The sequence below is a fragment of the Clostridium sp. MCC328 genome, from assembly GCF_018785465.1.
GTDB lineage: Bacteria > Bacillota > Clostridia > Lachnospirales > Lachnospiraceae > Pilosibacter > Pilosibacter fragilis.
The window spans coordinates 1-25,058 of record NZ_WQPW01000096.1; the positions used below are offsets into that span (position 1 = coordinate 1).

The 25,058-nt window shown below is 45.3% G+C and carries 22 protein-coding genes and 1 pseudogene; 16 read left to right on the forward strand and 7 right to left on the reverse strand.

The features are described 5' to 3' along the window. Together GPK83_RS12885 and GPK83_RS17385 are read left to right on the forward strand one after the other, a co-directional pair. The coding region (locus GPK83_RS12885; protein WP_252196355.1) for an ATP-binding protein at positions 1–506 on the forward strand (506 nt) is incomplete at its 5' end. A 94-nt stretch (positions 507–600) separates the two neighbouring features. After that, complete coding sequence (locus GPK83_RS17385) at positions 601–927, forward strand: winged helix-turn-helix transcriptional regulator (protein WP_215704951.1); 327 nt, start codon at positions 601–603, stop codon at positions 925–927. A gap of 88 nt (positions 928–1,015) precedes the next feature. Here GPK83_RS17385 and GPK83_RS12895 read toward each other — a convergent pair whose 3' ends face one another. Together GPK83_RS12895 and GPK83_RS12900 are read right to left on the reverse strand one after the other, a co-directional pair. Further along, positions 1,016–2,374 (reverse strand): DUF4143 domain-containing protein, encoded by a 1,359-nt coding sequence (locus tag GPK83_RS12895; RefSeq protein ID WP_215704952.1) that lies wholly within the window; start codon positions 2,372–2,374, stop codon positions 1,016–1,018. 307 nt (positions 2,375–2,681) lie between these two features. Further along, entirely contained in the window at positions 2,682–3,602 is a 921-nt protein-coding gene (locus GPK83_RS12900; protein ID WP_215704953.1) for a LysR family transcriptional regulator, read from the reverse strand. Positions 3,603–3,828: 226 nt separating this feature from the next. On the opposite strand from GPK83_RS12900, the gene GPK83_RS12905 reads away from it, so the two are divergent. Together GPK83_RS12905 and GPK83_RS12910 are read left to right on the forward strand one after the other, a co-directional pair. Further along, positions 3,829–4,686: a DUF6282 family protein gene (locus tag GPK83_RS12905; protein WP_117566366.1), complete on the forward strand. Its 858-nt coding sequence runs from the start codon at positions 3,829–3,831 to the stop codon at positions 4,684–4,686. Positions 4,687–4,707: 21 nt separating this feature from the next. Further along, positions 4,708–5,706 (forward strand): isocitrate/isopropylmalate dehydrogenase family protein, encoded by a 999-nt coding sequence (locus GPK83_RS12910; RefSeq protein WP_215704954.1) that lies wholly within the window; start codon positions 4,708–4,710, stop codon positions 5,704–5,706. A gap of 107 nt (positions 5,707–5,813) precedes the next feature. On the opposite strand, the gene GPK83_RS12915 is transcribed toward GPK83_RS12910, so the two are convergent. Both GPK83_RS12915 and pyrB read right to left on the reverse strand, forming a co-directional pair. Next, positions 5,814–6,236 carry an aspartate carbamoyltransferase regulatory subunit gene (locus tag GPK83_RS12915; RefSeq protein ID WP_215704955.1) on the reverse strand — a complete coding sequence of 141 codons (423 nt, stop codon included), beginning with the start codon at positions 6,234–6,236 and terminating at the stop codon, positions 5,814–5,816. Beyond that, positions 6,230–7,153 carry an aspartate carbamoyltransferase gene (pyrB, locus tag GPK83_RS12920; protein WP_144365365.1) on the reverse strand — a complete coding sequence of 308 codons (924 nt, stop codon included), beginning with the start codon at positions 7,151–7,153 and terminating at the stop codon, positions 6,230–6,232. The genes GPK83_RS12915 and pyrB overlap by 7 nt, the downstream gene beginning before the upstream one ends. Positions 7,154–7,445: 292 nt before the next feature. Here pyrB and GPK83_RS12925 point away from each other — a divergent pair, with 292 nt between their 5' ends. From GPK83_RS12925 to GPK83_RS12955, 7 genes are all read left to right on the forward strand, one after another. Then, positions 7,446–8,279, forward strand: coding sequence for a hypothetical protein (locus GPK83_RS12925; protein ID WP_215704956.1), 834 nt, complete (start codon positions 7,446–7,448; stop codon positions 8,277–8,279). 232 nt (positions 8,280–8,511) lie between these two features. Beyond that, complete coding sequence (locus GPK83_RS12930; RefSeq protein WP_215704957.1) at positions 8,512–9,360, forward strand: ABC transporter ATP-binding protein; 849 nt, start codon at positions 8,512–8,514, stop codon at positions 9,358–9,360. An 87-nt stretch (positions 9,361–9,447) separates the two neighbouring features. Continuing rightward, complete coding sequence (locus tag GPK83_RS12935) at positions 9,448–11,364, forward strand: CARDB domain-containing protein (protein ID WP_252196356.1); 1,917 nt, start codon at positions 9,448–9,450, stop codon at positions 11,362–11,364. Beyond that, positions 11,351–12,661, forward strand: a complete 1,311-nt coding sequence (locus GPK83_RS12940; RefSeq protein ID WP_215704958.1) for an FtsX-like permease family protein — start codon at positions 11,351–11,353, stop codon at positions 12,659–12,661. Before GPK83_RS12935 ends, GPK83_RS12940 begins: the two co-directional genes overlap by 14 nt. 100 nt (positions 12,662–12,761) lie before the next feature. Next, positions 12,762–13,658, forward strand: a complete 897-nt coding sequence (locus GPK83_RS12945; RefSeq protein WP_117566371.1) for a LysR family transcriptional regulator — start codon at positions 12,762–12,764, stop codon at positions 13,656–13,658. A 250-nt stretch (positions 13,659–13,908) separates the two neighbouring features. Then, on the forward strand, positions 13,909–15,255 hold the full coding sequence (locus GPK83_RS12950) for an SLC13 family permease (RefSeq protein WP_117566372.1): 1,347 nt from the start codon (positions 13,909–13,911) through the stop codon (positions 15,253–15,255). Between the two features lie 32 nt (positions 15,256–15,287). After that, positions 15,288–16,619 carry an acetyl-CoA hydrolase/transferase C-terminal domain-containing protein gene (locus GPK83_RS12955; RefSeq protein ID WP_117566373.1) on the forward strand — a complete coding sequence of 444 codons (1,332 nt, stop codon included), beginning with the start codon at positions 15,288–15,290 and terminating at the stop codon, positions 16,617–16,619. 219 nt (positions 16,620–16,838) lie between these two features. On the opposite strand, the gene GPK83_RS12960 is transcribed toward GPK83_RS12955, so the two are convergent. Both GPK83_RS12960 and GPK83_RS12965 read right to left on the reverse strand, forming a co-directional pair. Continuing rightward, the gene (locus tag GPK83_RS12960) at positions 16,839–18,566 is read right to left on the reverse strand and encodes a carbon starvation protein A (protein ID WP_117566374.1); all 1,728 of its coding nucleotides are present in this window, start codon (positions 18,564–18,566) and stop codon (positions 16,839–16,841) included. A 210-nt stretch (positions 18,567–18,776) separates the two neighbouring features. After that, positions 18,777–19,304 carry a hypothetical protein gene (locus tag GPK83_RS12965; RefSeq protein ID WP_215704959.1) on the reverse strand — a complete coding sequence of 176 codons (528 nt, stop codon included), beginning with the start codon at positions 19,302–19,304 and terminating at the stop codon, positions 18,777–18,779. A gap of 289 nt (positions 19,305–19,593) precedes the next feature. Here GPK83_RS12965 and GPK83_RS12970 point away from each other — a divergent pair. Together GPK83_RS12970 and GPK83_RS12975 are read left to right on the forward strand one after the other, a co-directional pair. After that, positions 19,594–19,869 (forward strand): annotated as a pseudogene (locus tag GPK83_RS12970) (sigma-70 family RNA polymerase sigma factor); the annotation flags it as partial. Positions 19,870–20,045: 176 nt separating this feature from the next. Continuing rightward, positions 20,046–20,480, forward strand: coding sequence for a helix-turn-helix domain-containing protein (locus GPK83_RS12975; RefSeq protein ID WP_181357152.1), 435 nt, complete (start codon positions 20,046–20,048; stop codon positions 20,478–20,480). A gap of 20 nt (positions 20,481–20,500) precedes the next feature. Here the strand turns inward: GPK83_RS12975 and GPK83_RS12980 are convergent, their stop codons facing one another. Further along, the gene (locus GPK83_RS12980; protein WP_243015971.1) at positions 20,501–20,722 is read right to left on the reverse strand and encodes a hypothetical protein; all 222 of its coding nucleotides are present in this window, start codon (positions 20,720–20,722) and stop codon (positions 20,501–20,503) included. 214 nt (positions 20,723–20,936) lie between these two features. On the opposite strand from GPK83_RS12980, the gene GPK83_RS12985 reads away from it, so the two are divergent. From GPK83_RS12985 to GPK83_RS12995, 3 genes are all read left to right on the forward strand, one after another. After that, entirely contained in the window at positions 20,937–23,249 is a 2,313-nt protein-coding gene (locus GPK83_RS12985) for an NB-ARC domain-containing protein (protein WP_215704960.1), read from the forward strand. 388 nt (positions 23,250–23,637) lie between these two features. Beyond that, positions 23,638–24,006, forward strand: coding sequence for a hypothetical protein (locus tag GPK83_RS12990; RefSeq protein WP_146143895.1), 369 nt, complete (start codon positions 23,638–23,640; stop codon positions 24,004–24,006). A 53-nt stretch (positions 24,007–24,059) separates the two neighbouring features. Continuing rightward, the gene (locus GPK83_RS12995; protein WP_117504970.1) at positions 24,060–24,989 is read left to right on the forward strand and encodes a type II CAAX endopeptidase family protein; all 930 of its coding nucleotides are present in this window, start codon (positions 24,060–24,062) and stop codon (positions 24,987–24,989) included. Positions 24,990–25,058 lie beyond the last annotated feature (69 nt).

Sequence of the window (25,058 nt, forward strand, 5' to 3'; positions counted from 1 at the left end):
CGGAAGAGCGGTTTCCATCAATCCGGAACAATGGTTTCCTCAATCCGGACAAGTGGTGTAAAAGTACCCGTAATATTCAAAGAGGCTACAATCTCTGTATTCTTGGAGAATCAGATGCCGGAAAGTCTTACCTTGCAAAAGCTATCGGCATAAAGGCCTGCAACCGATATAACGTCGGTTACTTTCACAGCGAGGAACTTTTGGAAAGCATGGTAGCTCTTAAAGAGCAGGATTACGATAAATATGCTCGCAAGATGAAGAAGTATCTCAAATGGGAACTGATCATCCTGGATGACTTCCTGCTTCACACAATCACTGACGAAAGAGAGATTAAAATCCTCTTTGAACTTCTGGAGAAGCGGAACGAGCAGAGGAAAAGCACCATCGTATGCTCACAGCGTGATCCGGATAACTGGAAAGCGATGATCCTTAACGATGAGGTATCTGCCAATTCCATCATGAAGAGAGCTACAAAGCACTACACAGTTAAGATCAACACACGATAAGCGGTGGTCTTCTAACTAAAAAATAGGCGGCCGTTGACTTCGGAAAGCGGCCGTTCTAAAACAGAATGGCGACCGCTGAGCTCCGTAAAATGCAGTGGAGGGAGAATCTACGGCATTTATTGAATTTATGCTGGCTCAAATAGATAACATTTTAGATGAACTTTTGAATCAGATGACAAATAGCGCCACTGATGACGCTGTTCTTGACGCCAATGGCGCTAATCATGATGTTGATAATATGGAAGGCAGATTGTTATCATGTCTGGAACAGAACCCTTGTATTACACAGACAGATTTGGCCGAAGAGCTATCGTTATCAAGGAGAACTGTCCAGAGAATGATGAAAAAACTAATGGATGATGGCAAGATAAAGAGAGTAGGTTCAACCAGAACAGGCTATTGGGAAATAAAGGAAAAGTAGTATCTGAGAAATATAGTGTAAAGGAATCACTGCCAGCAAATGCCGTTCATTACAAACGGAATTTGCTGGCAGTCTGTTTGTGGAAATTCTATTCTGATATGCGTTCTTCCGCAGGATGAAAATCCGCCATAAATCGTTTCAGAAGAAATATACAGAAATAAGGGAACGTATAAGTGAAGTTTTCGTGACCGATATTTTGTGCGGAAAATTTGAAGCCATACCGAATATCGGGATAGTGGTCCGAGCTGATCAGAGTATTCATGGATTTTGCCTTTCCGGTTGCTGCTTTTACTTCCACTGGAATCAGCGAAGTCATGGAACGGATAAAGAAATCGGTTTCAAGCGTGGATGTATCCCGCTTATAGTAATATAGCTTATAATGCTGCTTGACCAGAGCTTCCCCGACAATATTTTCATATAAAGCGCCCTTATAAACGCCGAGATTTTTGTTGGCTCTCAGGTCTTCCTGTGATTCATCGTCCAGCATGGAAACCAGAAGGCCCGTGTCAGCAAAATACAGTTTAAAAACATCCGGATCATAATTGCCTCCTAAAGGAAGTTCCGGAAATTCCAGACAATAACAGATATTTACCATACCGGCATCGACAAGCCATTCTGCACATCCGCGGTAATCACGAAATCTTGCACCGGATGCGACTTTTGAAATTTGAAATTTTTTATTTTCTCTTGCGAGCTGCGGTGCGATCCGGTTGAAAACATTCAAAATTCTTGTCTGATCGATCCCCTGTGCATATTTGCGGATATCTTCTTTATAGTCAGAAATCAATTGCCGTTGCGTGTTGAGAGAATTTTCAAACGTATTTCGTTGGATATACTCAGTTACCACTGCCGGCATGCCGCCTAAAACACAGAAATCCAGGAAGAGGGAATGATAAACTTTCATTTCCAGTTCATTAAATGGACGCAGTTCTTTTATGTGGGCAAGCATACTCTGAATGGTTGTGTCATCATAACCTTTTGCCCATAAGAATTCTTCGAAATCTAAGGAAAACATTTCATAGTCTTTTTTATATCCGACACTGTTGCTCTCAATTTTACGATAGTTTACGCCTAACATGGATCCACTGCAGATGACGTCAAATCGTCCATCAATACAGAAAAATTTCAGGGATGTAGCAATCTCCGGAAATTCGGTAATTTCGTCAAAGAAGATGAGTGTCTTTTGCGGAATAAATCTCTTTGACGGATCGATCAGAGAGATATTTTTTATAATGTCGGATGCCTCATATCCGTCGGAAATGATTCCCTTGTATTTTTCATCTCTTACAAAGTTGATTTCAATGATACTCTCGTAGTTTGCTGCCGCAAAATGTTTGATGGATTCTGTCTTTCCGACTTGACGGCTTCCTTTGATGACAAGTGGTTTTCGGTTGGGATCCGATTTCCATTCACAGAGAAAATCATCGACTTTTCTTTTTAAATACATGTGCACACCTCCGTTTCCTTACTATAAGTATACATAAAATGATCGCAAATATCAATTGAAATCACACAAAAACATAGCGAATATAAATAAAAACATCACAAAAACACAGCGAATAATATTTATAAAACCCACAAAACATATAGAACACAATTAGATATACGCATTATATGATGTAGGGGTCAAAATCTCCCTCTGATACCGTATTGCTCCATACTGCGCACTCGCGCGAAGATGTAGATTGTTGCAGGCGACCGCACGTGACGCCTCGAAGGCGTCAGGGAAGATGCTGGTTTCGTTAAGGCTTCCATCATCTTTGCAGCAGCTCCGGAGCCATCTCCTGAAACAGTTCTGCCAGTGCTGATGCTGCCCGGGAGCGGTATTTTCCGGCGGGCCATGCAAGGGCGAGGTCAAGGAAGATTCCTTCTTTTCCTACTCGGAGATAGCGGAAATGATCTCCTGGGACACGGCAGGAACGGTAGGTGAAGGCGAGACCGGCACCTTCTCTTGCCATAGCGGCGGCGAAGGAGGCGGAGAGATCGGTGCCCTGTCCAATGGGCTCGATTCCGGCATCCCGCAGCGCCTGACGGCCAACACGGCCGAGCACGGTATTGGGTGGTCCGAAAATATATTCGAAGGCGGCGGTGTCCTTGAGATCGATCCAGGAAAGCTCCGGATCGGATTCACATGTTCTGGCGAATTCCATGACCGGATGATCCGCGGTAGTGACGATCATGATCTCATCGCGCATGAATGGCGAAACGCCGTGTCTGATCCGGACCGGAGGGGCAGCGATCAGGGCGAGGTCAAGAAGACCTTCCAGGAGCTGGTCCTCGAGGTCAATGCTGTCCATCTCACAGATCTCAACATGGACCTTCGGATAGAGGGTGCGGAACCGCTTTAAGACCGGCGGCAGAAGATACGTGCCGCGGTAGGTGCTGATCCCGAAGATCATGGTACCGCCGTTGAGATTTTCGATGTCTGCGGCTTCACTGCATGCAGTGCGGTACTGCTGCAGGATCTGCTTTGCGTGGGAAATAAAAGCATCCCCGGCGGCAGTTGGCCGGACTCCGCGGGTAGTGCGGACGAAGACAGAGGTCCCGAGATCCTGCTCCAGGACTCGGATCGCCTGGCTTAAGCTGGACTGGCTCATAAAAAGTTTCTCCGCGGCGCGGGAGATACTTCCCTCGTTGGCGACGGTCACAACATAGTTTAATTCCTTCAGGTCCATAGGATATAGTTTCCTTTCAGCCGTTTGGCAGGTAAGAAGATTATCGGAATAACAGGCGGTATCTCCAATTCGCAGCCTGTAGGATACCGGATCATGTTCAAAAAATGCTATCGGAAATATCGATACCGGGTATATGATTTTAGGACTTTTTTTAATAACAAATTTAGTATAAAATGATTCCCGTAAGAAAGCAACAGTAAAAAATGATCAGAGAGGAACAAAGCAGATGAAAATGGATCTTATGAAGGGTGTTATTGACATGCATGTTCATACAAATCCGGATCTGCGCCTTCGTGCCTATGATGATTTCGAATTGATGGAAGCTGCGATCCGTGTGGGTGCGCGGGCCATCGTGATCAAGACTCATCAGGGATCGACGGTGGACCGGGCATATCTCTGTAACCGCCACAACGAGATCGTACATGGAAAGACGAACGACTTCACTATGTTCGGTGGGATCACGCTGAACCGGGCGGTCGGCGGAATAAATCCGAAGGCCGTTGACGTGGCACTCCGCATGGGCGCAAAGGTCGTCTGGCTTCCGACCCAGTCGGCAAAGAACCATCTGGAGAAGATGAAGCAGAACACGAGCCAGTGCGTGGAGGTCGTAAAAGACGGGATGATCGTTCCGGAGCTGAAAACGATTCTGGAGCTTGTCCGTGACTATGACGCGGTTCTCGGCACGGCGCACATCTCACCGGAGGAATCCTTCACGGTGGTGGAGGCGGCCAGAAACCTTGGGGTGAAGAAGATCGTAATCACCCATCCGGAATGGTGGGTCGTGGGAATGACCATGGAGGATCAGATCCGCATGGTAAAGGACTACGATGTGATCCTGGAGCGCTGTTATGCCCAGAACATGGGCGGCGGAACGTATAAGAGCAATCTGCCGGATAACCTTGAGATCATCAAAGAAGCCGGATACAAAAATGTCATGGTTGACACAGACGGCGGCCAGACAGAAAACCCGCACTGGGAAATTGAAATGGCAGAATATATGCAGTACCTGCTGGATCATGGGATCCCCGAAGAGCAGGTATACCATATGACACATACGATACCGGCAGATCTGCTGGGAATTTAAAAATCAGGAGGAGTTTTAATTATGAAACACACAGTAACAGTATTTCGCGGCGATGGAATCGGTCCGGAGTTAGTGGACAATGTCTTAAAGATCTTAAAAGCGGCAGATGCGCCGTTAGAGTATGAGATCTACAATGTCGGCGAGGATGAGTGGAAGAGAAACGGTGCCCTGATCCCGGACGAGGCGTATACTTCCTTCGAGCGCACAAAAGTCCTCTTAAAATCCCCGATCACGACCCCGGTTGGAAAGGGCTTCCGTTCCTTAAACGTTACCCTGCGCGGCAAGTATGACCTCTACGCGAATATCCGCCCGGTAAAGTCCAATGACGCGGTAAAAACTCCGTTTAAGAACGTGGATATCGTGATCTTCCGTGAGAACACCGAAGGTCTGTATGTGGGAAAAGAAGAGCAGATCGATGAGAACACGGTTCACGCGATCAAGATCGTCACAAAGAATGCATCTGAGCGCATCATCCGTGACGCCTTCGAGTACGCAAAGAAAAACGGCAGAAAGAAAGTTACCTGCGTTCACAAGGCAAACATCCTTAAGATGTCCGACGGTATGTTCCTTGCGATCTTCCGCGAAGTCGCAAAGGATTATCCGGAGATCGAGGCTGATGACAAGATCATCGACAACACCTGCATGCAGCTTGTCATGAACCCGAACCAGTTTGATGTGATGGTAATGCAGAACCTCTACGGTGATATCCTTTCCGATCTCTGCAGCGGCCTGATCGGCGGCCTTGGTCTTGTGCCGTCTAGCAACATTGGTGCCGACTATGCAATGTTCGAAGCCGTTCACGGAAGTGCTCCGGATATTGCCGGAAAGCACCTTGCAAATCCGACGGCGTTCCTGTGGTCTGCATGCATGATGCTTGAGTATCTTGGTGAAAATGAGACAGCATCCCGCATCCGAAAAGCAGTGGATGAGGTCCTTGCAGAAGGAAAGCACCTGACAAGAGATCTCCATGGTGAGGCATCTACGGAAGAGTATGTGGATGCTGTGATCGCGAGATTATAATGAAAGAAAGATAGAAAGAAAAAAAGAGAACCAAAACCCGGCGGATCGCGCCGGGGATGGTTCTCTTTTCTGCGTTTTACAGCACTTCGCAACCTGCGGAAGCGGAATTAACTGTGCTTCTCATCACAATATCTGCAGCGATATACCTCATGATCCTTATCATCGAGATAGAAAATATGCGGCAACTCCTGCTCGATGGAGGTGATGCAGCGCGGGTTCTTGCAGTGGATCACGTTCTTTAAGATCTTCGGGAGATGCAGGGTGCGCTTCTCGGCGATCTTGTCGTCGCGGATGATGTTGACGGTGATGTTGTGGTCGATATAGCCGAGGATATCAAGGTCGATGGAGTCTAACGGTCCCTCGATCTTGATGATGTCTTTTCTTCCCATCTTGTTGCTCTTTGCGTTCTTGATGATCGCGACTGTGCAGTCTAACTCGCCGAGGCGCAGATAGCGATAGATATCCATGCTCTTGCCCGCCTGGATATGGTCAAGGACAACACCTTCCCGGATTCCGCTGATATTTAACATGGTTTTTCTACCTCCAGTAATGTCATAATGAGAGCCATACGGACATATACGCCGTTCTGGACCTGTTTAAAGTATGCGGCACGCGGGTCATCGTCCACCTCAACAGAGATCTCGTTGACACGCGGGAGCGGGTGAAGCACATACATATCCGGTTTCGCAAGCTTCATCTTATCCTTATCAAGAATGTAGCAGTCCTTCATGCGGATGTAGTCTTCTTCATTGAAGAAACGCTCCTTCTGGACTCTTGTCATGTAGAGGATATCCAGTTCTTCCATCGCGTCATCAAGACTGGTCGTCTCACGGTACTCGATATTTTTGGCATCAAGGACACTCTCTTTGATATAATCCGGTACCTTTAATTCCGGCGGGGAGATCAGGATAAAACGGATTCCCTCGTAGCGGGACAGCGCGTTGATCAGGGAGTGAACGGTACGGCCAAATTTCAGATCTCCGCAGAGTCCGACCGTCATATTGGAGAGTCTGCCCTTTAAAGAACGGATCGTATATAAATCGGTTAAGGTCTGTGTGGGATGCTGGTGACCGCCGTCTCCGGCGTTAATAACAGGAATCGAAGATTTGGTGGAGGCTACATAAGCGGCGCCTTCCTTTGGATGTCTCATCGCGCAGATATCTGCGTAACAGGAAATAACACGGATTGTATCGGAAACACTTTCGCCCTTGGAAGCGGAACTGGAATCAGCGGAGGAAAATCCGAGAACGGAACCTCCAAGATTTAACATGGCAGCTTCAAAGCTTAAACGGGTTCTTGTGCTTGGCTCATAGAAGAGAGTAGCTAATTTCTTTCCGTCGCATACATGTGCGTATCGGAAACGGTCTTTCTCAATGTCGGCGGCAAGTTCTAAAAGACTTTCCGTCTCCTCAAGAGAAAAGTCAAGAGGATTTAACATGTGTCTCATGATGTTTATAATCTCCTTTCAGGCCCCACGGCGGTCCGCATCGTATGTGACCGCACTTAGGCATTTTCACTATTATAGCGAATCTGAAACAGAATTTCCACTATTTTTTTTAAGAAAATTGTGTTAAAATATGAAACAGTGAACGCAGAGAAACAAAAGAAAAATAAGTGGACAAATTCTGCAGGGCAGGAAGAACAGCCAGATGAAATTTGTGAAATCCCGTGGAAAAAGGACATTGGAGAAAGTCGGAAACGTAAATTAAAAACTGCGGGAAACGTGCGGTGGAGGAACTATGAGAAAGACGATGGAACAGATCGTTCTGGAAGGGCAGGTCGCGAAATGCCGCTCTATAGAGGAACTTTTTGTGTTGTGGGAGCTGATGCAGCAGATGGAGGAAGATCCCTTTGGGAACACCTGCTATCCGGAGCTGGATCAGAGAAATTTTCATGTCGACGGAATCGCGGATCCGGAACATTATGACGGGACGCTTTACATATTAAAAGAGACAAATATGAGAAAGATGATCCAGAAGGGTGAGACAATGCCGGTGGCATCGGACATCCGCGCGGATTTCCTATCCGGAAAAAGTCCCTCCGGCCGGGTGGAATATCTGGATTATCTCACAAGCATGCAGAAGATCCTTTGGGAGGAAAAACATCCCGGCGAGGAGTGTAAGCTTTCAGGAAAGAAGCTCAGGGAAAAGGCAGCAGTCCTCTATATCAATAAGCGCGGTGGAAAAGGCGCGGCCGACGAAGTCAGCATGGACTACGGCCAGTATTATATCGAGTTTATCAAGAAGCAGATCCGTCTCTTAAATCCAAAGACCGTGGTCTGCTGCGGCGAGGATCTCTTCCGCCTGATCGTTATGGAAGTTTTCCAGAATAAAAAGCAGAAAAAGAACCGTGAGATCTATATGAAATGGAAGGATCTGGTCCGGGGAGATGTATTCTTTGCGGACAGGGACTACCGACCGGTGAAGGAAGCAAAGAAGGACGAGGCAGAGGTCCGGGTCGTGCGGATGTGGAATCCATCATATCGGGTAAATAATGGACAGTATGTGTCGTTGGAAGAGTACCTGAAAGAATTTAAGAGGAGACTTTCCGGGAAGAAGGAAAAAATGGAATAGGGAAGGCGCAAAGGGAATTTCTACGGTTTCAGTAAAACCGGAGAGATTCCCTTTTTTCTATGACTGCGGAGAGAATTGACCGTGGGTTCTGCGGATTTGGAAGAACGTAAGAAATTGTAAGAATAATTAAGTAATTTTATATAGTCAGAACACGATGGGAACGATATACTTGAAATATAAAAAGAATCGGCGAAAAAACGCTGTAAAAATTTAAGAAGAAGGGGGCGGACGGATGCAGCAGAAGGAAGATGCGGTGATACAGGTAAAGGATCTGTATAAGGTTTACCGCATGGGCGAGGAGAAGGTTTACGCGTTAAACGGTGTGAGTTTTGAGATCCACCGGGGCGAATTCTGTGCGATCACCGGACCGTCCGGTTCCGGTAAATCGACGCTTTTAAACATGCTGGCAGGTCTGGAGCATCCGACAAAGGGTGAGATCGTGATCGCCGGAAAACATATAGAAAAGTTGAATGAAAAACAGCTTGTGACCTTCCGAAGAGAGCGGGTCGGGTTTATCTTCCAGTCCTACAACCTGATCGGGACGATGGATGCGGTGGAAAATGTGGCGCTGCCGTTATCATTCCGGGGAATGCCGAGGGCAGCGAGGATCAAGCGGGCGAAACAGTATTTAAAGCTTGTGGGACTTGAAAAATTTATGACCCATATGCCAAATCAGATGTCCGGCGGACAGCAGCAGCGAGTCGGAATCGCGAGAGCCCTGGCGATGAACCCGCAGATCATCTTCGCGGACGAGCCCACGGGAAACCTGGATTCGAAGACAACGATGGAAGTCTTAAAACTCATGCAGAAGGTCGTAAGAGAACAGAAACAGACGCTTGTGATGGTTACCCACGACAACAATCTGGCGACCTACGCGGACCGGATCTTTAAGATCATCGATGGAAAGATCGTGAGTATCGAGGAGAACCACCACGAGGTGGATCTTGTGCAGTTAGAGGAATCCATGCAGGCGGCGGCAGAGGCGCAGGCGGAGGGGAAATCTAAGAATCCGGCAGCAGAAGAGCAAATAGAGACAGTTATGGAAGCAGAAGAACACCGGATAGAGGGAAAGTCAGAATAACAATCGACAAAATTTTGGAATAAACGCAAAAATATAAAAAACTAACACAAACGACTAAAATAGAACAGCCAGGAGGAGAGGAACAGTATGAAAATAAAAGGATTACGCTGGATGGCAACATTCCTTGCCGCGTGTATGCTGATGGGCGCAGTCCCGGCAACTGCATTCGCGGCGAAGGAGACAACAGAAGCGGCGGAGACGATCCCACAGGTATATCGGATGGATGACGACAATGATACCGTCCGCCTTGTGATCGGAAAAACGCCGACTTTATATATCGGAAAAAACGGAACCGTCTCCGTGACACTCATGAACATGGAGGACAAAGACTGGATCGAGACAGAAATCTGGATCGCCTCCGAGGATGATTTCCGGAACCATTATTCCGATGAGATCACAAAGACGGAGGACCGTGACAGCGAGGAGAGCAGCATCGTCCAGTCCATGAAGACGATCTATCCCTTTGAGGTGACGGATTCCTTAAACCGCCATTATAAGGTCGGTCATGTAAACAAAAAAGCGAAAAAGACCGTCAACCTGAATGTCAATGTAAAAAAAGGTCTGGAAGAGGGTTATTATCCGATTCTGATCTATATCTCAAAGCGCGCTCAGGGCGAGGACGGAATGTCCTCCGAGTACGCAAAGACCATCATGGCGTGGATCGAGACAAAGAAGACAACGGGAACCAGCGAGACAGATGAGGACAGCTCCGAGCCGGTAGCATTCGCCCTCGGCGAGAATCAGCCCACCCCGTCCGCGAACTATTCCGAGGTCATGAATTTCGATGTAAACGTGAGAAATACCGGCTATAAGACCGCCTACGATGTGCGTGTCGATATGGAGCTCTCTGAGGATATCACGAAGTTTCCGTTTGAGATCAATGACGGAAATTATGACCGGCAGATGGGAAATATGAACCCGGATCAGACGGTGGCGGTTCCGTTCAGCATGGCGGTGCGGGAAAAGGCGAAATCAGGCTATTACCCGATCAAGTTTAAGATCCGTTACCGGGAAAACGAGAATGGAAACTTTGCTGCTCCCATTGAGGATACCTTTTATGTGCGGGTCTATGGAAAAGACGAGGATGATTCTCTGGATTCTGAAGCAGGCGAGAACGAAAGAACAAAGGCGCGTATCATCGTCGACAGCTTTGAGACGGATCCTGCGGAGATCTATGCCGGACAGGATTTTACGCTGAAGGTGCGCATGAAAAACGCTTCCAACAGTATCGTAGCAAGCAATATCCTGTTTACCTTCGAGTCGGAAACAGTGAGCGATAGTCCGGTATTTACGACGGTGAACGGTTCAAACTCCGTGGTTGTCAATTCTCTGGCACCGGGAGCATCCGACACGCTGACGATAAAATTTTCCTCAAGTCCCACAGCGGAACAGCGTTCCTACACGATCACGATCAATGAGCAGTATGACAGCCCGGAATTTAAGAACGCGAAGGAAGCCGTAAAGATCGCGGTTGGATTAAAGCAGGAGGCACGGTTAAATACCGGTACCATCGAGGTCATGCCGGATGCTATTTCCGTCGGCGAGGAGTCAAACGTGATGTTCTCCATCAACAACACCGGAAAAGTCATGCTCTATAACGTGAACGCGGTCTTTGAGGCTGATTCTATCCAGAAAAATGAGTGCTATGTGGGAAATATCGAACCCGGAAAAAGCGGAAACGTGGATACGATGATCAACGGAATCGCGCCGACCGCGGATGATGGAAAGGTAAAACTCTCCATTACATATGAGGATGAGAACGGAAAAGTCTCCACGGTCGAGAAAGAGATCCAGCTTATGGTAAATGAGGATCAGAGCATGGATGAAAGCAATGTTGATGATACCTGGAGCAGTGACGATATACAGCCGGAACCGTCCACGACGGATAAACTGAAACATCTCGCGATTCCGGTGGGAATCGTGGGAGTGGTCCTTGCAGCTGTGATCCTTGTGGTCATCAGACGCAAAAAGAAGAAAGCGGGAATGGACGATGAGATTCTTTGATCTGCTCATCATGAGCATCAATAACCTGCGCAGACGGAAACTCAGGACGGGACTTACCGTTCTGGGTGTTGTCATCGGCACGGCCTCCATCATAGTCATGGTCTCTCTGGGAATCGGATTGAAGGAAAATACCGTGGAATCCTATGCTTCCTTCGGAAGTCTCACAAGGATCCAGATCAGTTCCGGATACGGGAACCAGTCCGAGGACGATTACCTCGTGGACGCCACGGTGACGAAGCTTGCGAAGATCCCACATGTGAAGAGTGTGTCCCCGATTCTGGAGACAGATGTGAATCTGAAGCAGGGAGTTTATCAGGGATATTCGAACATTGTGGGAATGCCCAGAGAGGAGCTGGAACAGATTCCGCTGGCGGAGGGAAAACTTCCGGACAAGAATGCGGCGACGCTGGAGTTTATCGTCGGAAATATGGTTTCCGACAACTTTTATAACAGCAAGACCGGAAAGGGAAGCTGGGACGGCGAGGATCTTTCAAAAGTGGATCTTATACACAAGCCGTTTTTTACCATGCTCCAGAATGTGGGAAACGGGGATGAAAGCAGCCAGAAAAAGTATCTTTTCCCGGCCTGCGCTCTGGTGGATGGCGGCGAGAACGGATTTTCTGAGTATGGATACCAGATCTACACGGATATCGATCTGTTAAAGACCCAGCTGAAAAAGATCTACCGGAAGAACCCGATCCCCGGACAGCCGACAAATAAAAAGGGAAAACCCTACAATTATTTTGTCTACAATATGATTTACGTGAATGTGGACGATATGGAGCATGTGACGGAGGTCCAGAAAGCGATCACAGATATGGGCTACGAGGCCTACAGTAGCATGCAGTGGCTCGAACAGGCCCAGCAGCAGACGGATATGATCCAGGCGGTCCTCGGAGGCATCGGTGCTGTATCGCTGTTTGTGGCGGCCATCGGAATTGCAAACACGATGATGATGTCCATCTATGAGAGAACGAAGGAGATCGGTGTGCTGAAGGTTTTGGGATGTGCGCTTGGAGATATCCGGACGATGTTTTTGATGGAGGCGGGATTTATCGGATTTATGGGAGGCGTTCTGGGACTTGGCTTAAGCTACAGCGTCTCTGCGGCCATCAATAAGTTTCTGGGAGCCAGTCTCTCCGGTATGACCGGCGGCTCCGGAGCGATCTCAAGGATCCCGCTGTGGCTTTCCGGATCCGCTGTGGTCTTTGCGGTCCTCATCGGCATGCTGGCCGGACTTTTCCCGGCACTGCGGGCGATGAAATTAAGTCCGTTGGCGGCGATCCGGAATGAATAGGAAGATGAAAAAAGACACTAGTATGGTGTCTTTTTTCATTGCATGAAAGGGAAAGGGAGTGGTACAATAAGCATATTGGGGTAGGAAAAGGGGGGTTGCTATGAATAACCGACAATTGGAATATTTTGCTGAAACGGTAAAGCTAAAGAGTTTTACGAAGGCAGCCAATAAACTTTTTGTGACACAGTCAGCATTGAGCAAGGCAATTCAGTCTTTGGAGAGTGAACTTGGTACCGTTTTGATCGATCGGGGAGCTAAAGACTTTCAGCTCACAAGAGATGGAGAGACAGTGTTTGTCTATGCTTCAGAAATACTGGATTTTTTCGATAAAAAAACAAAGCAGCTTCTCTGTGAACTTGAAAAGAATAAGGATGAATTCAGCATAGGAATCACTCCGACGTCCGGTGCAATGTACTTTTCCTCTATGATCTATAAATATAAAAGGCAATATCCATCAAGCAGCTTGCTTGTAAAAGAAGTAAACACTGAAGAAGGAATTAAGATGGTGCTGGATGGGGTACTTGATATGAGTGTTGTCATTGAGCCGTTTGAAGATCAGAGAATTGAAAAAGAGCCGGTTGTACAGTCAGAGGCGGTTCTTCTTGTGTCAAATGACCATCCGTTTGCGGACAGAAAGAGTGTCTCTGCGTCTGAAATTATTCGAGAGCCGATTCTTATGGTTGGAAAAGAATATAAATACTATGATTTTGTGATGAGTAAATTCAGGGAAATAAACTGTGAACCAGTATTTGCCTTTGAAAGCAATCAATGGGAGTTTATCTTCGAAATGGTAGCAAATAATCAGGGAATCAGTATTCTGCCGAGACCGCTGATTGAAAAATTCAATAATTCCAGAGTAAAACAGATCCATCTGAGTGACCCGGATTTCGGCTGGGGCATGTCGGTGATTCGGAGAAAAGACAGACCGGTGACATCAGCAATGCAGAATTTCTGGGAAATGTGCCGGAATAATGTTGTAAAAAATTTTATAGAATGACAGAACTATTAGGAAGATTTTCACGTACGAATCAGAACCGTGCGTGGAGATCTTTTTTGTTGCCATAAATCCGGATAATAGCTGTAGGAAAGAGTCGGAGAGGAAAATTTTTGGGAGGGGAATCTTACAAGAATGAGCTCATGAATTTTAGGAATAAAGTTGATGAATTTTGTCAATTTTACTAAAAAAACAAAGAATGATATATTGAATTTAGCAAATAAATACATAAAGACACGAAGGAGGAAAATGTATGAATGATATGTATTTACTTTGGACGTTCGTGATTTCGCTGGCAGTGATCATTGTCCTGATCCTGTCGAAAAAGTTGAATCCGTCACTCTGTCTTTTTATCGGCGCGATCGTGGCAGCCATTATTGGAAGAGTTGATTTCGGTTCAATTGCCGGAACGTTTAATAGCTCATTCGGAAGTATTTTAGTCAGTACGGGTATCTTGATGGTTTTTGCGTTTACATTCAGCCAGTATTTAAATGAGTCAGGCGGTGTAACAGAATTTGCAAAATTCATGGTACGCATTGTGGGAAACAAATATGATCTGATCGCGATGGCAATTGTCGGATATATCCTTTCCATTCCGGTAGGACTTCTGGCATCCTGCGCAATTGTGATTCCAATGTTTCGACCAATGTCAAAACTGACAGGAAGACCGGTTCCGGCATACCTCACAGCATTTGTCGTTCCGTCTCTGCTTACAGCATGCGCGGTCGTACCGACATCCGGTCCGGTACTTTTCGCAGGACTTCTTGGCATCGATATCGGCTGGTATATGATCTATGGAATTTTGATCACGATACCTGGCGCGATCGTCAGCACGATCTTTGCTTATTTATTTTCAAACCATCTCAAGAAAAAAGGACACGTAGATGAGATCGATGCTGAGGCAATTGATTTAAGCGCAGATCCGACAAAACCATCTGCATTATTAGTTCTTGCCCTTATTCTTATTCCGATCGCAACGATCACAATTGGTTCTTTCGCACCGTATTTTACGCCGGATGGCAGCTTTATGAGAGGATTTCTTTCCTTTATCGGTAATACCGGAATATCCATGTTTATCATCACTATGATTTCTATGTGGACACTTCGAAATTATCTTCCGAGAGCTTCAACTGTGATCTTTGCGGACGGAATCAAGGAATCCGGAACTGTACTTACCATGCTTGGTTTCGCAAACGTTTATGCAGGAGTTCTTCAGGCAGCAGGTGTTGGTGAATATATCGTGGGAATGCTTTCTAATACGAGTATCAACTTGTTGTGGCTTGCCCTGATCCTTCTTGTAGCCCTTCATGCGGGAACCGGAGCTGGAACAGTTGCTGGATCCACAGCAATCTCACTGTTCATGTCAACATTCGTTGACAGCGGAGCTTCTTTAATGGCATTTGGTCTTATCTGCGGAATTGGACAGCTTGTCCTTCTTATTCCGACAGATGTAACCTTCTGGTATATGAAGGACGCGTCTGGACTGACGGTTGGAGATACTGTAAAAGCTGTATGTATTCCATCGACCATTGCGGGAGTGGTAAGCTTTATCCTGATCCTTATCATGAATTCAATCGGAACATTTCCGATGTGGTTTTAACGGTTAAATAAATATCAGCATGGAGGAAATATATGAGCAAATACATAGATTTATATAATCAGAAAAAGAAAACAGCGGCAGGCGCGATAGAAATGATTCGGAATCGTGATTGGATCTTTACAGCCCAGGCAGCAGCGGAGCCTGTAGGAATTTTACAGGAATTGCAGCATTTAAAAGATACAGGAGTTCGGGATATTATATTAAACACTTGTCTTCCGATGGATTATCCGGCGCTGCATGATCCGGAAATGAAGAAGATCATGTCCCATCATGGATGGTTTTTCAGCGCCGCATTGAGAAAAGAAAGACCGAATAAGCTTGTCAGCGCAGTTCCGCAGTGTTCCACAACCGTCTTAAAAAAGACTTTGGATCGGGTACGCTTTGAGGGAAGAAGACCGGTGGTCATGGCGACAGTTTCTCCGATGGATGACTGTGGATATATGACACTTTCCATCAGCGCGATTTATGAGCGTGATTTGATTAACGCAGGGGCATATGTGATTCTTGAGGTAAATAAAAATTATCCGAGGACATTTGGGGATACACTGGTTCACGTTTCAGAGGCAGATGTCCTTGTTGAAAGTGACAGACCGATTCCGACTGCGGTGGTCGTTCCGTATACGGATGTGGACGAGAAGATTGGAAAGAATGTAGCATCGCTGGTGGAAGATGGTTCAACGATCCAGCTTGGAATCGGAAACATTCCGAACGCAGTTGCAAATGAACTGAAAACAAAAAAGCATCTTGGAATTCATACAGAAATGTTCACGGAGACTATGGTCGACTTGATCGAGTGTGGGGCAGTTGATAATTCACAGAAAGGATTTTACAACGGTTATTCAGTATGTTCTTTTACGATGGGATCCCAGAGACTATATGATTTCCTTGATGATAATCCGAGCGTATTGTTTAAGTCAAGCACGTTTTCGAACGATCCATATACGATCGGAAAGAACAATAAATTTGTATCAATCAACACGACACTGGAGATGGACCTTATGGGGCAGGCGGCTTCCGAGACCGTTGGATATCATCAGTGGTCCGGAACAGGCGGACAGTCTGAGACGGTTCAGGGCGCACAGATGTCACCGGGAGGAAAGTCAATTCTGGCAATGCATTCCACATATTATGCAAAGGACGAGAACGGTAATAAAGTATTAAAATCAAAAATTGTTCCGTTCCTTCATGAAGGAGCAGTTGTAACAACATCCAGAAATGATGTGGACTATGTTGTTACCGAATATGGAATCGCATGGCTTAGGGGACTTACGGTAGAAGAGCGTGCAAAAGAATTAATAAAGATCGCTCATCCGGATTTTAGGGAAGAGCTCACAAAAGCAGTTGAGGAGTATGAACTTTGGTAAAATAACTATTTGTAGAGTTGCCAGTCCACAGGCAGGTTGGAAAGTGGCAGAAAAATTCCACTGTAAAGCCGCGCATGGAAAGGCGGACGGTTGCCAGACAACAGAAAAATCGGGATTAAAAGATCCGGTAAACCAAAAGACACGCCATACAGATTTCACTTAAAACCTGTATGACGTGTCTTTTTCAATTCTTAAAATATCTGATCATTTACCCGGCACTTAAGCCTTGGCCGCCTTCTGTCTGGACAGTGTCTGTACACCCTCAATAACAAGGATGATCGCAAGGAAGATCAGAAGGATTCCGAGGATCGTCTGTGCCCACGGACCCCAGTCAGCGCCGCCTGCAGCGATCATGCCGATCTGGTTCTTAACTGTGAGTGCAAGGGATGTGATCGTAACGACGATCATGAATGCCATCGGGATCAGGAACATCTTGTTGTTTTTGCCCATGTTTCCGAGCCATGTGGCAACGGCTAAGAGGCCGATACCTGCAAGAAGCTGGTTTGCAGCTCCGAAGAGCCCCCAGATCTTTCCGTATCCGTTCATACCGAGAAGGATGCCAAGGACAACTGTGAGGATCGTAGCGAAGTACGGATTTACCATAACCTTTTTCCAGCCCTCTTTGATGTCAGCAGCAGTTTCACCCGGCTCAAGCCAGAACTCCTGGAACATGAAACGCGCAAGACGGGTTGCGGTATCAAGAGAAGTCAGGCAGAATGCGGAATATGTAAGTACCAGTAAGGAGTTTAAAATGCTGTAGCTTCCCGGGATGATATCGTCGATCATGTGAGCGATACCGCCGCCGAAGATCGCTGTCGCGCCCTTTAACGCCTGGTCCGGATGAACCGCGTTCCACTTGTAAGCGTAACCGATGGCGCAGAGAGTTAAAACTGCGAGAACACACTCTAAGAGCATTCCGCCGTAAGCGATCGGTTTCGCGTCAGTCTCTTTGTCGAGCTGCTTGGATGTGGTACCGGAAGATACCAGAGAGTGGAAACCGGAGATCGCACCGCAGGCAACGGTCGTGAACAGCACCGGGAACATGTACTGGGTACCATTTCCATTGTCAACTGCAAAGCTTGTCACAGCCGGGAAGGTGGAGTCGAAGGTCGGATGAGCGACGATGACACCGAACGCTGCGACTGCCAACATCGCGTAGAGAAGGAAGGAGCTTAAGTAGTCACGCGGCTGGAGAAGGATCCATACCGGTGTTACAGAAGCGATGGCGATGTAGAGACCAACGATCCACATCCATGTCTTTGTGGAAAGGTAGATCGGATGAAAGTTCATTCCGATCGCCATGATCAGAACGATCGCAAGAACGCCGAATACGGAAGCGATGCCCATCGGCATGTTGCGGCGGTATACACAGAAACCGAACACGATCGCGATCAGGATGAACAGGATCGAGATCATTGCTACAGTTGCCGGAGTCGCAGATTTCGCCATATCAAGAGCGCCGCTTTCATCGTAAACTGCGCCGAATGTGGAAGCAACGATCGAAGCGAATGCAGCTACGACTAAGATCAGGGTCAGGTAAGAGAAGATGATGAAGAGCTGCTTTGCACGTTTGCTCATGTTTGCGGAGATGATCTCTCCGATGGACTGTCCTTTGCTGCGGACAGATGCGAACAGTGCGCCGAAGTCATGGACACCGCCGAAGAAAATACCTCCGATGAGGATCCATAAGGTCACCGGAAGCCATCCGAACATAGCTGCACCGATCGGTCCGGTGATCGGGCCTGCGCCTGCGATGGATGAGAAATGGTGTCCCATAAGAACCGGAGCTTTTGCCGGTACATAGTCAACACCGTCTGCCATTGTATGAGCCGGTGTCTCTGTTTTGCTTTCGCCTACGCCCCACTGCTTGCACAGCCAGCCGCCATAGCAGACATAGCCGATGCCAAGAATGGCAACACAGACGATGAGAAGTACTAATGAATTCATTGTTGCTATCTCCCTTTCTTTTAAAATATAATAATGTTGGGGTCAAAAGTTTTTGGCCCCTTTGATACCGTATTGTTCCGCACTTTGTGCTCTCACAATACTCAAAAACATTCATAATCCGCTCATTTTTCTGCGAAAAATGGCTGCTTATTCATGTTTTTGGCGGGGTCCAAGGTCAAAAAACCTCTTGCAGGCAAGCCTGCATCGGATTTAAGACCTTTTCCCCCTGGTATCATATAATATCTTTTTCAAAATTTTCGCAACATGGTGACCGCTTGCGTTTGAAGTGACCTTCCCGTCATCCACCTCCACCAACGCCGCATGAAAATTCATCCAGCCATGCAGGGAAAAATGAAAACTTTTGTAAATACGGCATTTTTTTAAGGCTTTCCTTGCGTCCTCATCACAGGTATCGCAGATAAAGACTGCCGTAATATAGGAAGCCATATGGCCTGGTCCAACATGGATCCGGCCCATGCCATCCTCGTGGATCTCATTCTTTAAGCTTTCAAAAAGATCCAGCGTCAGATGCGGAACATTCACGAGATACAGGAATTCCTCATTGTCCGCGGACCACAATTCCGCCTTTTTTGAGATGACATACTGTCCGGAATGCTCAAAAAAATCACAGCGGGCTGTGATCAGGGATTGGTCGCCATTGATCATCCTGTGAATATCATAATAAGGTTCGTAATTCTTTAACAGCCGCTCTATTGCGGATTCTCTTGTGTACTGCATTCCATTTTCCAATCTAATTGTTATACAAAAATTAAAATTATAAAAATTTTATAAAATCAATTTATTATACTCCTGCCAGCAAAAATATGCAAGATTTTTGCAAAAAATAGAAGTAACGATACGAAATATTAACAAAAAAGGTGAGCATCCGGCGCGGATACGATGAGATACAGGCAAGAAAGACCGCAGATCCAGATCTTGATGTAAAGGAAAAACAATCGAAATTGTAAAAGCACCTGAACAGATCCGCCCGCATAAAATAAGGTAATGAAGCTTAAGGCGGCTTTCTTTGAAGACATTTCCGAAACCACTGAGCATACAGGAAGAGCGGGAGTACCTGAAGCGTTACAAAGAGGGCGACCTGGAAGCGAGAGAAGTGCTGATCAACCGGAATCTCCGTCTTGTTGCCCATGTCATAAAGAAGTACCAGCAGACCGGATACGATATGGATGATCTTCTGTCGGTGGGGACCATAGGACTCATAAAGGCTGTAAATACCTTCAATGTGGAGAAAGGATCGCGGCTTGCCACATATGCGGCGAAATGTGTGGAGAATGCTATCCTCTCACGGATGCGTTTATGGTTCCAAACCAGTATCCCCAGAGCCGAAAAGAACCGAGATGGCGTATTTTGGCACAGGTATCCGAGAATATGTATATCCTTTGCTCTGCTTTGGACGGCTGCGTAAGGTATGCACCTATGTATATCCATAGTTTCCGACCGATCGCCCCTCGCAAGATCTTGGAAGCACAGCTGTTCAATCAGCAGTATCAGAACTACGAAGATATTCCCAATGTACCGGACAGGCTCCGTTGGTGCCGTCATCACATGGGCCTGATGCAAAAGGAAGTTGCAGAGCTGATCGGTATCAGCCGTGGACATTACATAGATTTTGAAGTCGGATATGTTGACTACTATCCAAAGGAGATTGTGGACAAGTTGGCAGAGCTATATGGAGTACCGGTGGATGACCTGCTGGATGATTACAATCGCTTCTTATATAAAGGACAAGGAAAGATGATACGAGAATATCGTGAAAGTTTGGGACTAAAAAAGAAACCGTTTGCTCGGCTGATGGGAATTTCACCTAATCTGCTTCGAGCATGGGAAGATCATCAAAAGCGAATGAACATCAATTCCTGGAACAAGTATTTCAAAGGGAAAATAAAAGCATAAGAAAAGCAGGTGAGGGGGCCTTAATCGGTTTGCTCACCTGCTTCCTTTTTTGCGGATGCGATAACCGCACCCAGCAACTCCGCCTTTTGATCGGATGGACAATTTAATTTTTTGATATACTGATTGACCATATCTGCGTGGACACCGGCTACTCGCTCTGCCAATTCACGTTTCCCCTGTTCTGTTTTAGGATAATGGACAATTACATTGATTGGAGCACTCTTTCTTGCGATACCACGCACCTCCCTCGGTATTTCAGTTTATGAGAGAGAAGTTGTCCGCTATAACCACATTACTGCAGCCGCTTTGCTACTTCAAAAAATAGGAATTGATGCTATAATAAAAGGTAAGATATTCGGAACTTCTTTCGTGATATCATTCTATCAAGAAACTGTCAAAGGCACATTGAGTGCCAATTGACCATAAATTGACTACTTTTCGAAGGGAGGGCTGTTTATGGAAAGATGTGATTTCAGTTCAGTCATGACCATTGTTCGACGCTTTATCAGCGACGATTACGATACAAACCAAACTGCATTGTTAGAAGATGTTTTTAGCTCCTTGTTTACCCAAACAAAGGAAACGATTACATTTGATATGGCATTGGTCTGCCGCTGGTTCACCGGGCAGGCAAAAATCAGTCCGAAAATAACGCAGTTTTATTCCAGAGATGGCAATCGTGAAAAACTGGCAGCAGATTTGGAAAACAATGTACTGCTTTCAATGTATGATAGTTCTATGGCTGCACAGGAAGTATACCGACTGCTAATGCAGGATGATACCATTTCGGAACGAGTAAAAAAAGAATGCTCCCGGCACTATCCTTGTGATAGCCGAGAGGATGAAGCATCGTTTATAGCGGATGTTCTTTGCTTCGGCATGGAGCGTGAGTTTATCAAGCGTGACCCAAAGGTAAAGAATCTCCTTGCTGACGGAAAGCTTTCTCCAATTCTCAGTGATTTCATTGCTGATGAAGGAGCACCAAAGCCTTGCCGACATTTCTGCGGACGTGAAAAAGAACTGGAAATGCTTCACGAATTGTTATTGGAGCATGGAAAGGTATTTCTTCATGGCATCGCCGGTATCGGTAAGAGCGAACTGGCAAAAGCCTATGCAAAGCAGCACCGCAAGGAATACACCAATGTTCTGTATCTGACCTATACCGGTAATCTGATGCAGGATATAGCGGATATGGATTTTGCTGATGACCTTCCGGATGACAGCGAGCAGGAACGCTTCCGCAAACACAATCGCTTCCTGCGTACATTGAAAGAAGATACGCTGTTTATTGTAGATAATTTTAATACTACGGCTTCTCAGGACAGCACTCTTTCTGTTGTGATGAAATATCGCTGCCGTATGTTGTTCACGACCCGCAGCAGATTTGATAACTACGATTCCATGGAAGTAACCGAAATTGCAGGCAAGCAGGCGTTATTATCCATTGCCGGTTGCTTTTTCTCGGACGCAGAAAAATACCAGAGTGCATTGGAACAAATCATTGATACGGTTCACAGTCACACGTTGGCGGTAGAACTGGCAGCTCGACTGCTTGAAACGGGTATTCTGGAGCCGATGGATTTGCTGGAAAAGCTGAAAGAAGAAAAAACATCCTTGGATGCTGATGATAAAATCGGCATCACCAAGGACGGTCAGAGCCGCAAGGCAACTTACTATGACCATATCCATACATTGTTTTCCTTGTATCAGCTTGCCGGTGATGAACAGGATATTATGCGGAGCATGGCGTTTGTACCGACAACCGGTATCAGTTCCCGTGTGTTTGCAGGCTGGTTGATGCTTCGGAATATGAATACCATCAACGATCTGGTGGAAAAAGGATTCATACAGACAAAGTCCTGTCATTCGATTGCCTTGCATCCGATGATTCAGGAAGTAGCAATTACAGAAACCAAGCCTTCTGTCCGGAACTGCCACACCCTGCTCAACAGCTTGCAGGAACTTTGTCTACGGCATGGCGAAGAAGTTTCCTATTACAAACAGTTGTTCCAGACGGTCAATAATATCGTGACTTCGATTGAAAAAGACGATACTGCATCCTATCTCCGGTTTTTGGAAGATTCCTTTCCGTATATGCAGAAGTATGGCTATGAATCTGGAATGGAATTGATTTTGACAGAACTGGCTTCTATGCTGAAAGACAATACCATTGGTTCTGTTTCTGACCGTGCTTTGCTTCTGGACTTCCGTGCCGCTAATGAGAAGAAACCGGAAAAGGCAATCAAGCTGGAAAAAGAAGCTGTGACGCTGATCTCCGAAGTGACCGCAGAGAACGCCCTTCTTGCAGCGAATCTCCATGCAAACCTTGGCGGTCTGTATAAGCAGACCAGTAAGTTGGAACTGGCAAAGCAGCATATGGAAACGGGTATTCACTTGCTTGAGCAATACGGCTTGGCGCCTTATCATGACAGTATTCCGCAAATCACCAATTATGCGGTACTGCTGACGGATATGGGTGAGCCGTACCTCGGGTTATCTGCATTACAAAGGCTGTCTCGTGTCATCAAAGAATCTAACTCTGATGTGTCCGGTGATTATGCCGTTGTACAAGAAGCTATGGGCAATATCTGTCTGTCAATCGGCGATGTGCTGCAAGCTACCACACACTTTAAGAACGCTCTGGCTATCTATGAGGTGCTGTTTGATGCTGAACCGGAACTGATTGAAGAAAAGAAGCAGGACATATTAGAAACTTATACTCAGGCTGGGGTGCAATTAGGTAGACAGTGGTTGGATGCGAAAAATTGAATTTTGTGAGGTGTTGGCATGAGTGAATTCATGAAATTAGCGATTGTATTTATTTCAATGTTGGTTTTGTTTTATTTTTTATGGGTCAACGGATATATGATTTTGAACGCAAAACGAGCCTTATTATTTGTTGTTTCACTCAGAGGGAAAAATAAATGCGAAGTTTCTTTTTCATCTTGTAGCGGATATGTAAAAAAGGTAATAAAATTTAACGAAAGTCGTTAATATACTTTTAAGTTGGATGGCGATGTCTCAAAAGGAAGTATCCATGTTATTGTAGAAAATGAAAATAAAGAGACCATATTAGATTTGACACCAGAGATAAAAACCGGTATGTTGACTGTCGATGAAAAATGTAGATATTTTCTAATACTATAAATGAGCAAATTTGAAAAATTGCACAAAACTACGCTATAGATTTCATAAAAGTGCTAAAGTCATGACTTTCCTTTGCACATCGGAAAAGATAATGATACTTTTCCAACTGGATAAGGGAGCTATAGAAAATATTGATGAGCGATTAAAAGAAAGTTTGTCAATTTATTTAAAAAGAAAAGAAAAGTTACAATTCCTGAAAAAAGCATTGTATTTTGCACCTACATTAACTGAGACAAAACAACACATTTTGCTTTCAATATGCCACATGCTCTGTAACCGCTTAACTGGAAAGAGAAATTTAGAAGCAAAATATCTGCAACTAATCAGGATTGCTATTCGAACATTAAAGAAACGTGAAGAGTTTTTTAATAAGTTATAGTATAATTTTTGCTTAAAAGTTGCAAGGAGCAAATTAAAACCAGGAGGATAATTATGGGACATTTTTATATGGAGAATATATGCACGATGGACGAACAAAGGAAATGTGAATTAAAAATAATTGCCGGCAAAATAGGATGGATCTTATTGATTGCGTATTTGGGTTCGCTAATACTTATGCGAATAATGCCGATTTTTGCTGAAAATATGGCTTTTTATATATTTTGGGCTGGTATCGTATGGGTGGGAATGAAAAAATGGGGAAGGTTGTCTTTGCTGGATACATGTTATTCTAAAAACAAATATGAATTATCCGTATTGGAAAAAGGTTTATTAACGGCATTTGTAATATTTTTATCCCATGTTTTTTGTGCATTCTTTTTGTTTTTGTATGCAAAAGTATTTCAAGACATCGTAATGATGAATGATAAAAGTTTACACAGTGGTTTAGATATTTTCACAGGTGTAATACTGGGACCTCTGGTAGAGGAATGGATTTTTCGGGGAATTCTATGGTCTAAGCTGAAGTCTTATGGGGAGGGATTTGCAATTTTAGCAACAACTATACTGTTTGCTATAATGCATGGTCAGGGGTTATTATTAATATTTCTTTTGATTGGTTTTTTTTCAGGTGTTTTGGTCTGCCTCACAGGAAATTTATGGTATGCTATTACTTTTCATGTTATTCATAATCTGGGGATTTTCTTGTGGGAAAATAAATTGTTTTCCTTTTCAATGAATATGGTTTTAACCATGTTATTAAATGCAGGACTCTTTTTAATGCTTTTAATCCTGCTATTGCTCTGTAGTAAGAAGAATATACTTTTACATTTGTATTATTGTAAAAAGAAATTATTAGAAAAAATTATTTCTGAAAAAAGTAGATTAGTAGTTTTTTTTAATACAGCTGGAATTATGTCATTTGTTTTTTATTTTGGAGTTTCATGGCTGATATCGTTGGTTTCTTTTGGACTAAATTTATAAAGGTAGGTGTTATTTCATGAAAGGTAGTGAGTCGCAGAAATGGTCTGTCAACTTTATTGATGGCTATTT

Bases quoted from the DNA above. Each gene is read 5' to 3' on its own strand.
- GPK83_RS12895 (WP_215704952.1), bottom strand. From the start codon at position 2,374: ATGTATTTAAAAAGAAAAGTCGATGATTTTCTCTGTGAATGGAAATCG.
- GPK83_RS12900 (WP_215704953.1), bottom strand. From the start codon at position 3,602: ATGGACCTGAAGGAATTAAACTATGTTGTGACCGTCGCCAACGAGGGA.
- GPK83_RS12905 (WP_117566366.1), top strand. From the start codon at position 3,829: ATGAAAATGGATCTTATGAAGGGTGTTATTGACATGCATGTTCATACA.
- GPK83_RS12910 (WP_215704954.1), top strand. From the start codon at position 4,708: ATGAAACACACAGTAACAGTATTTCGCGGCGATGGAATCGGTCCGGAG.
- GPK83_RS12915 (WP_215704955.1), bottom strand. From the start codon at position 6,236: ATGTTAAATATCAGCGGAATCCGGGAAGGTGTTGTCCTTGACCATATC.
- pyrB (WP_144365365.1), bottom strand. From the start codon at position 7,153: ATGAGACACATGTTAAATCCTCTTGACTTTTCTCTTGAGGAGACGGAA.
- GPK83_RS12925 (WP_215704956.1), top strand. From the start codon at position 7,446: ATGAGAAAGACGATGGAACAGATCGTTCTGGAAGGGCAGGTCGCGAAA.
- GPK83_RS12930 (WP_215704957.1), top strand. From the start codon at position 8,512: ATGCAGCAGAAGGAAGATGCGGTGATACAGGTAAAGGATCTGTATAAG.
- GPK83_RS12935 (WP_252196356.1), top strand. From the start codon at position 9,448: ATGAAAATAAAAGGATTACGCTGGATGGCAACATTCCTTGCCGCGTGT.
- GPK83_RS12940 (WP_215704958.1), top strand. From the start codon at position 11,351: ATGAGATTCTTTGATCTGCTCATCATGAGCATCAATAACCTGCGCAGA.
- GPK83_RS12945 (WP_117566371.1), top strand. From the start codon at position 12,762: ATGAATAACCGACAATTGGAATATTTTGCTGAAACGGTAAAGCTAAAG.
- GPK83_RS12950 (WP_117566372.1), top strand. From the start codon at position 13,909: ATGAATGATATGTATTTACTTTGGACGTTCGTGATTTCGCTGGCAGTG.
- GPK83_RS12955 (WP_117566373.1), top strand. From the start codon at position 15,288: ATGAGCAAATACATAGATTTATATAATCAGAAAAAGAAAACAGCGGCA.
- GPK83_RS12960 (WP_117566374.1), bottom strand. From the start codon at position 18,566: ATGAATTCATTAGTACTTCTCATCGTCTGTGTTGCCATTCTTGGCATC.
- GPK83_RS12965 (WP_215704959.1), bottom strand. From the start codon at position 19,304: ATGCAGTACACAAGAGAATCCGCAATAGAGCGGCTGTTAAAGAATTAC.
- GPK83_RS12985 (WP_215704960.1), top strand. From the start codon at position 20,937: ATGGAAAGATGTGATTTCAGTTCAGTCATGACCATTGTTCGACGCTTT.
- GPK83_RS12995 (WP_117504970.1), top strand. From the start codon at position 24,060: ATGGGACATTTTTATATGGAGAATATATGCACGATGGACGAACAAAGG.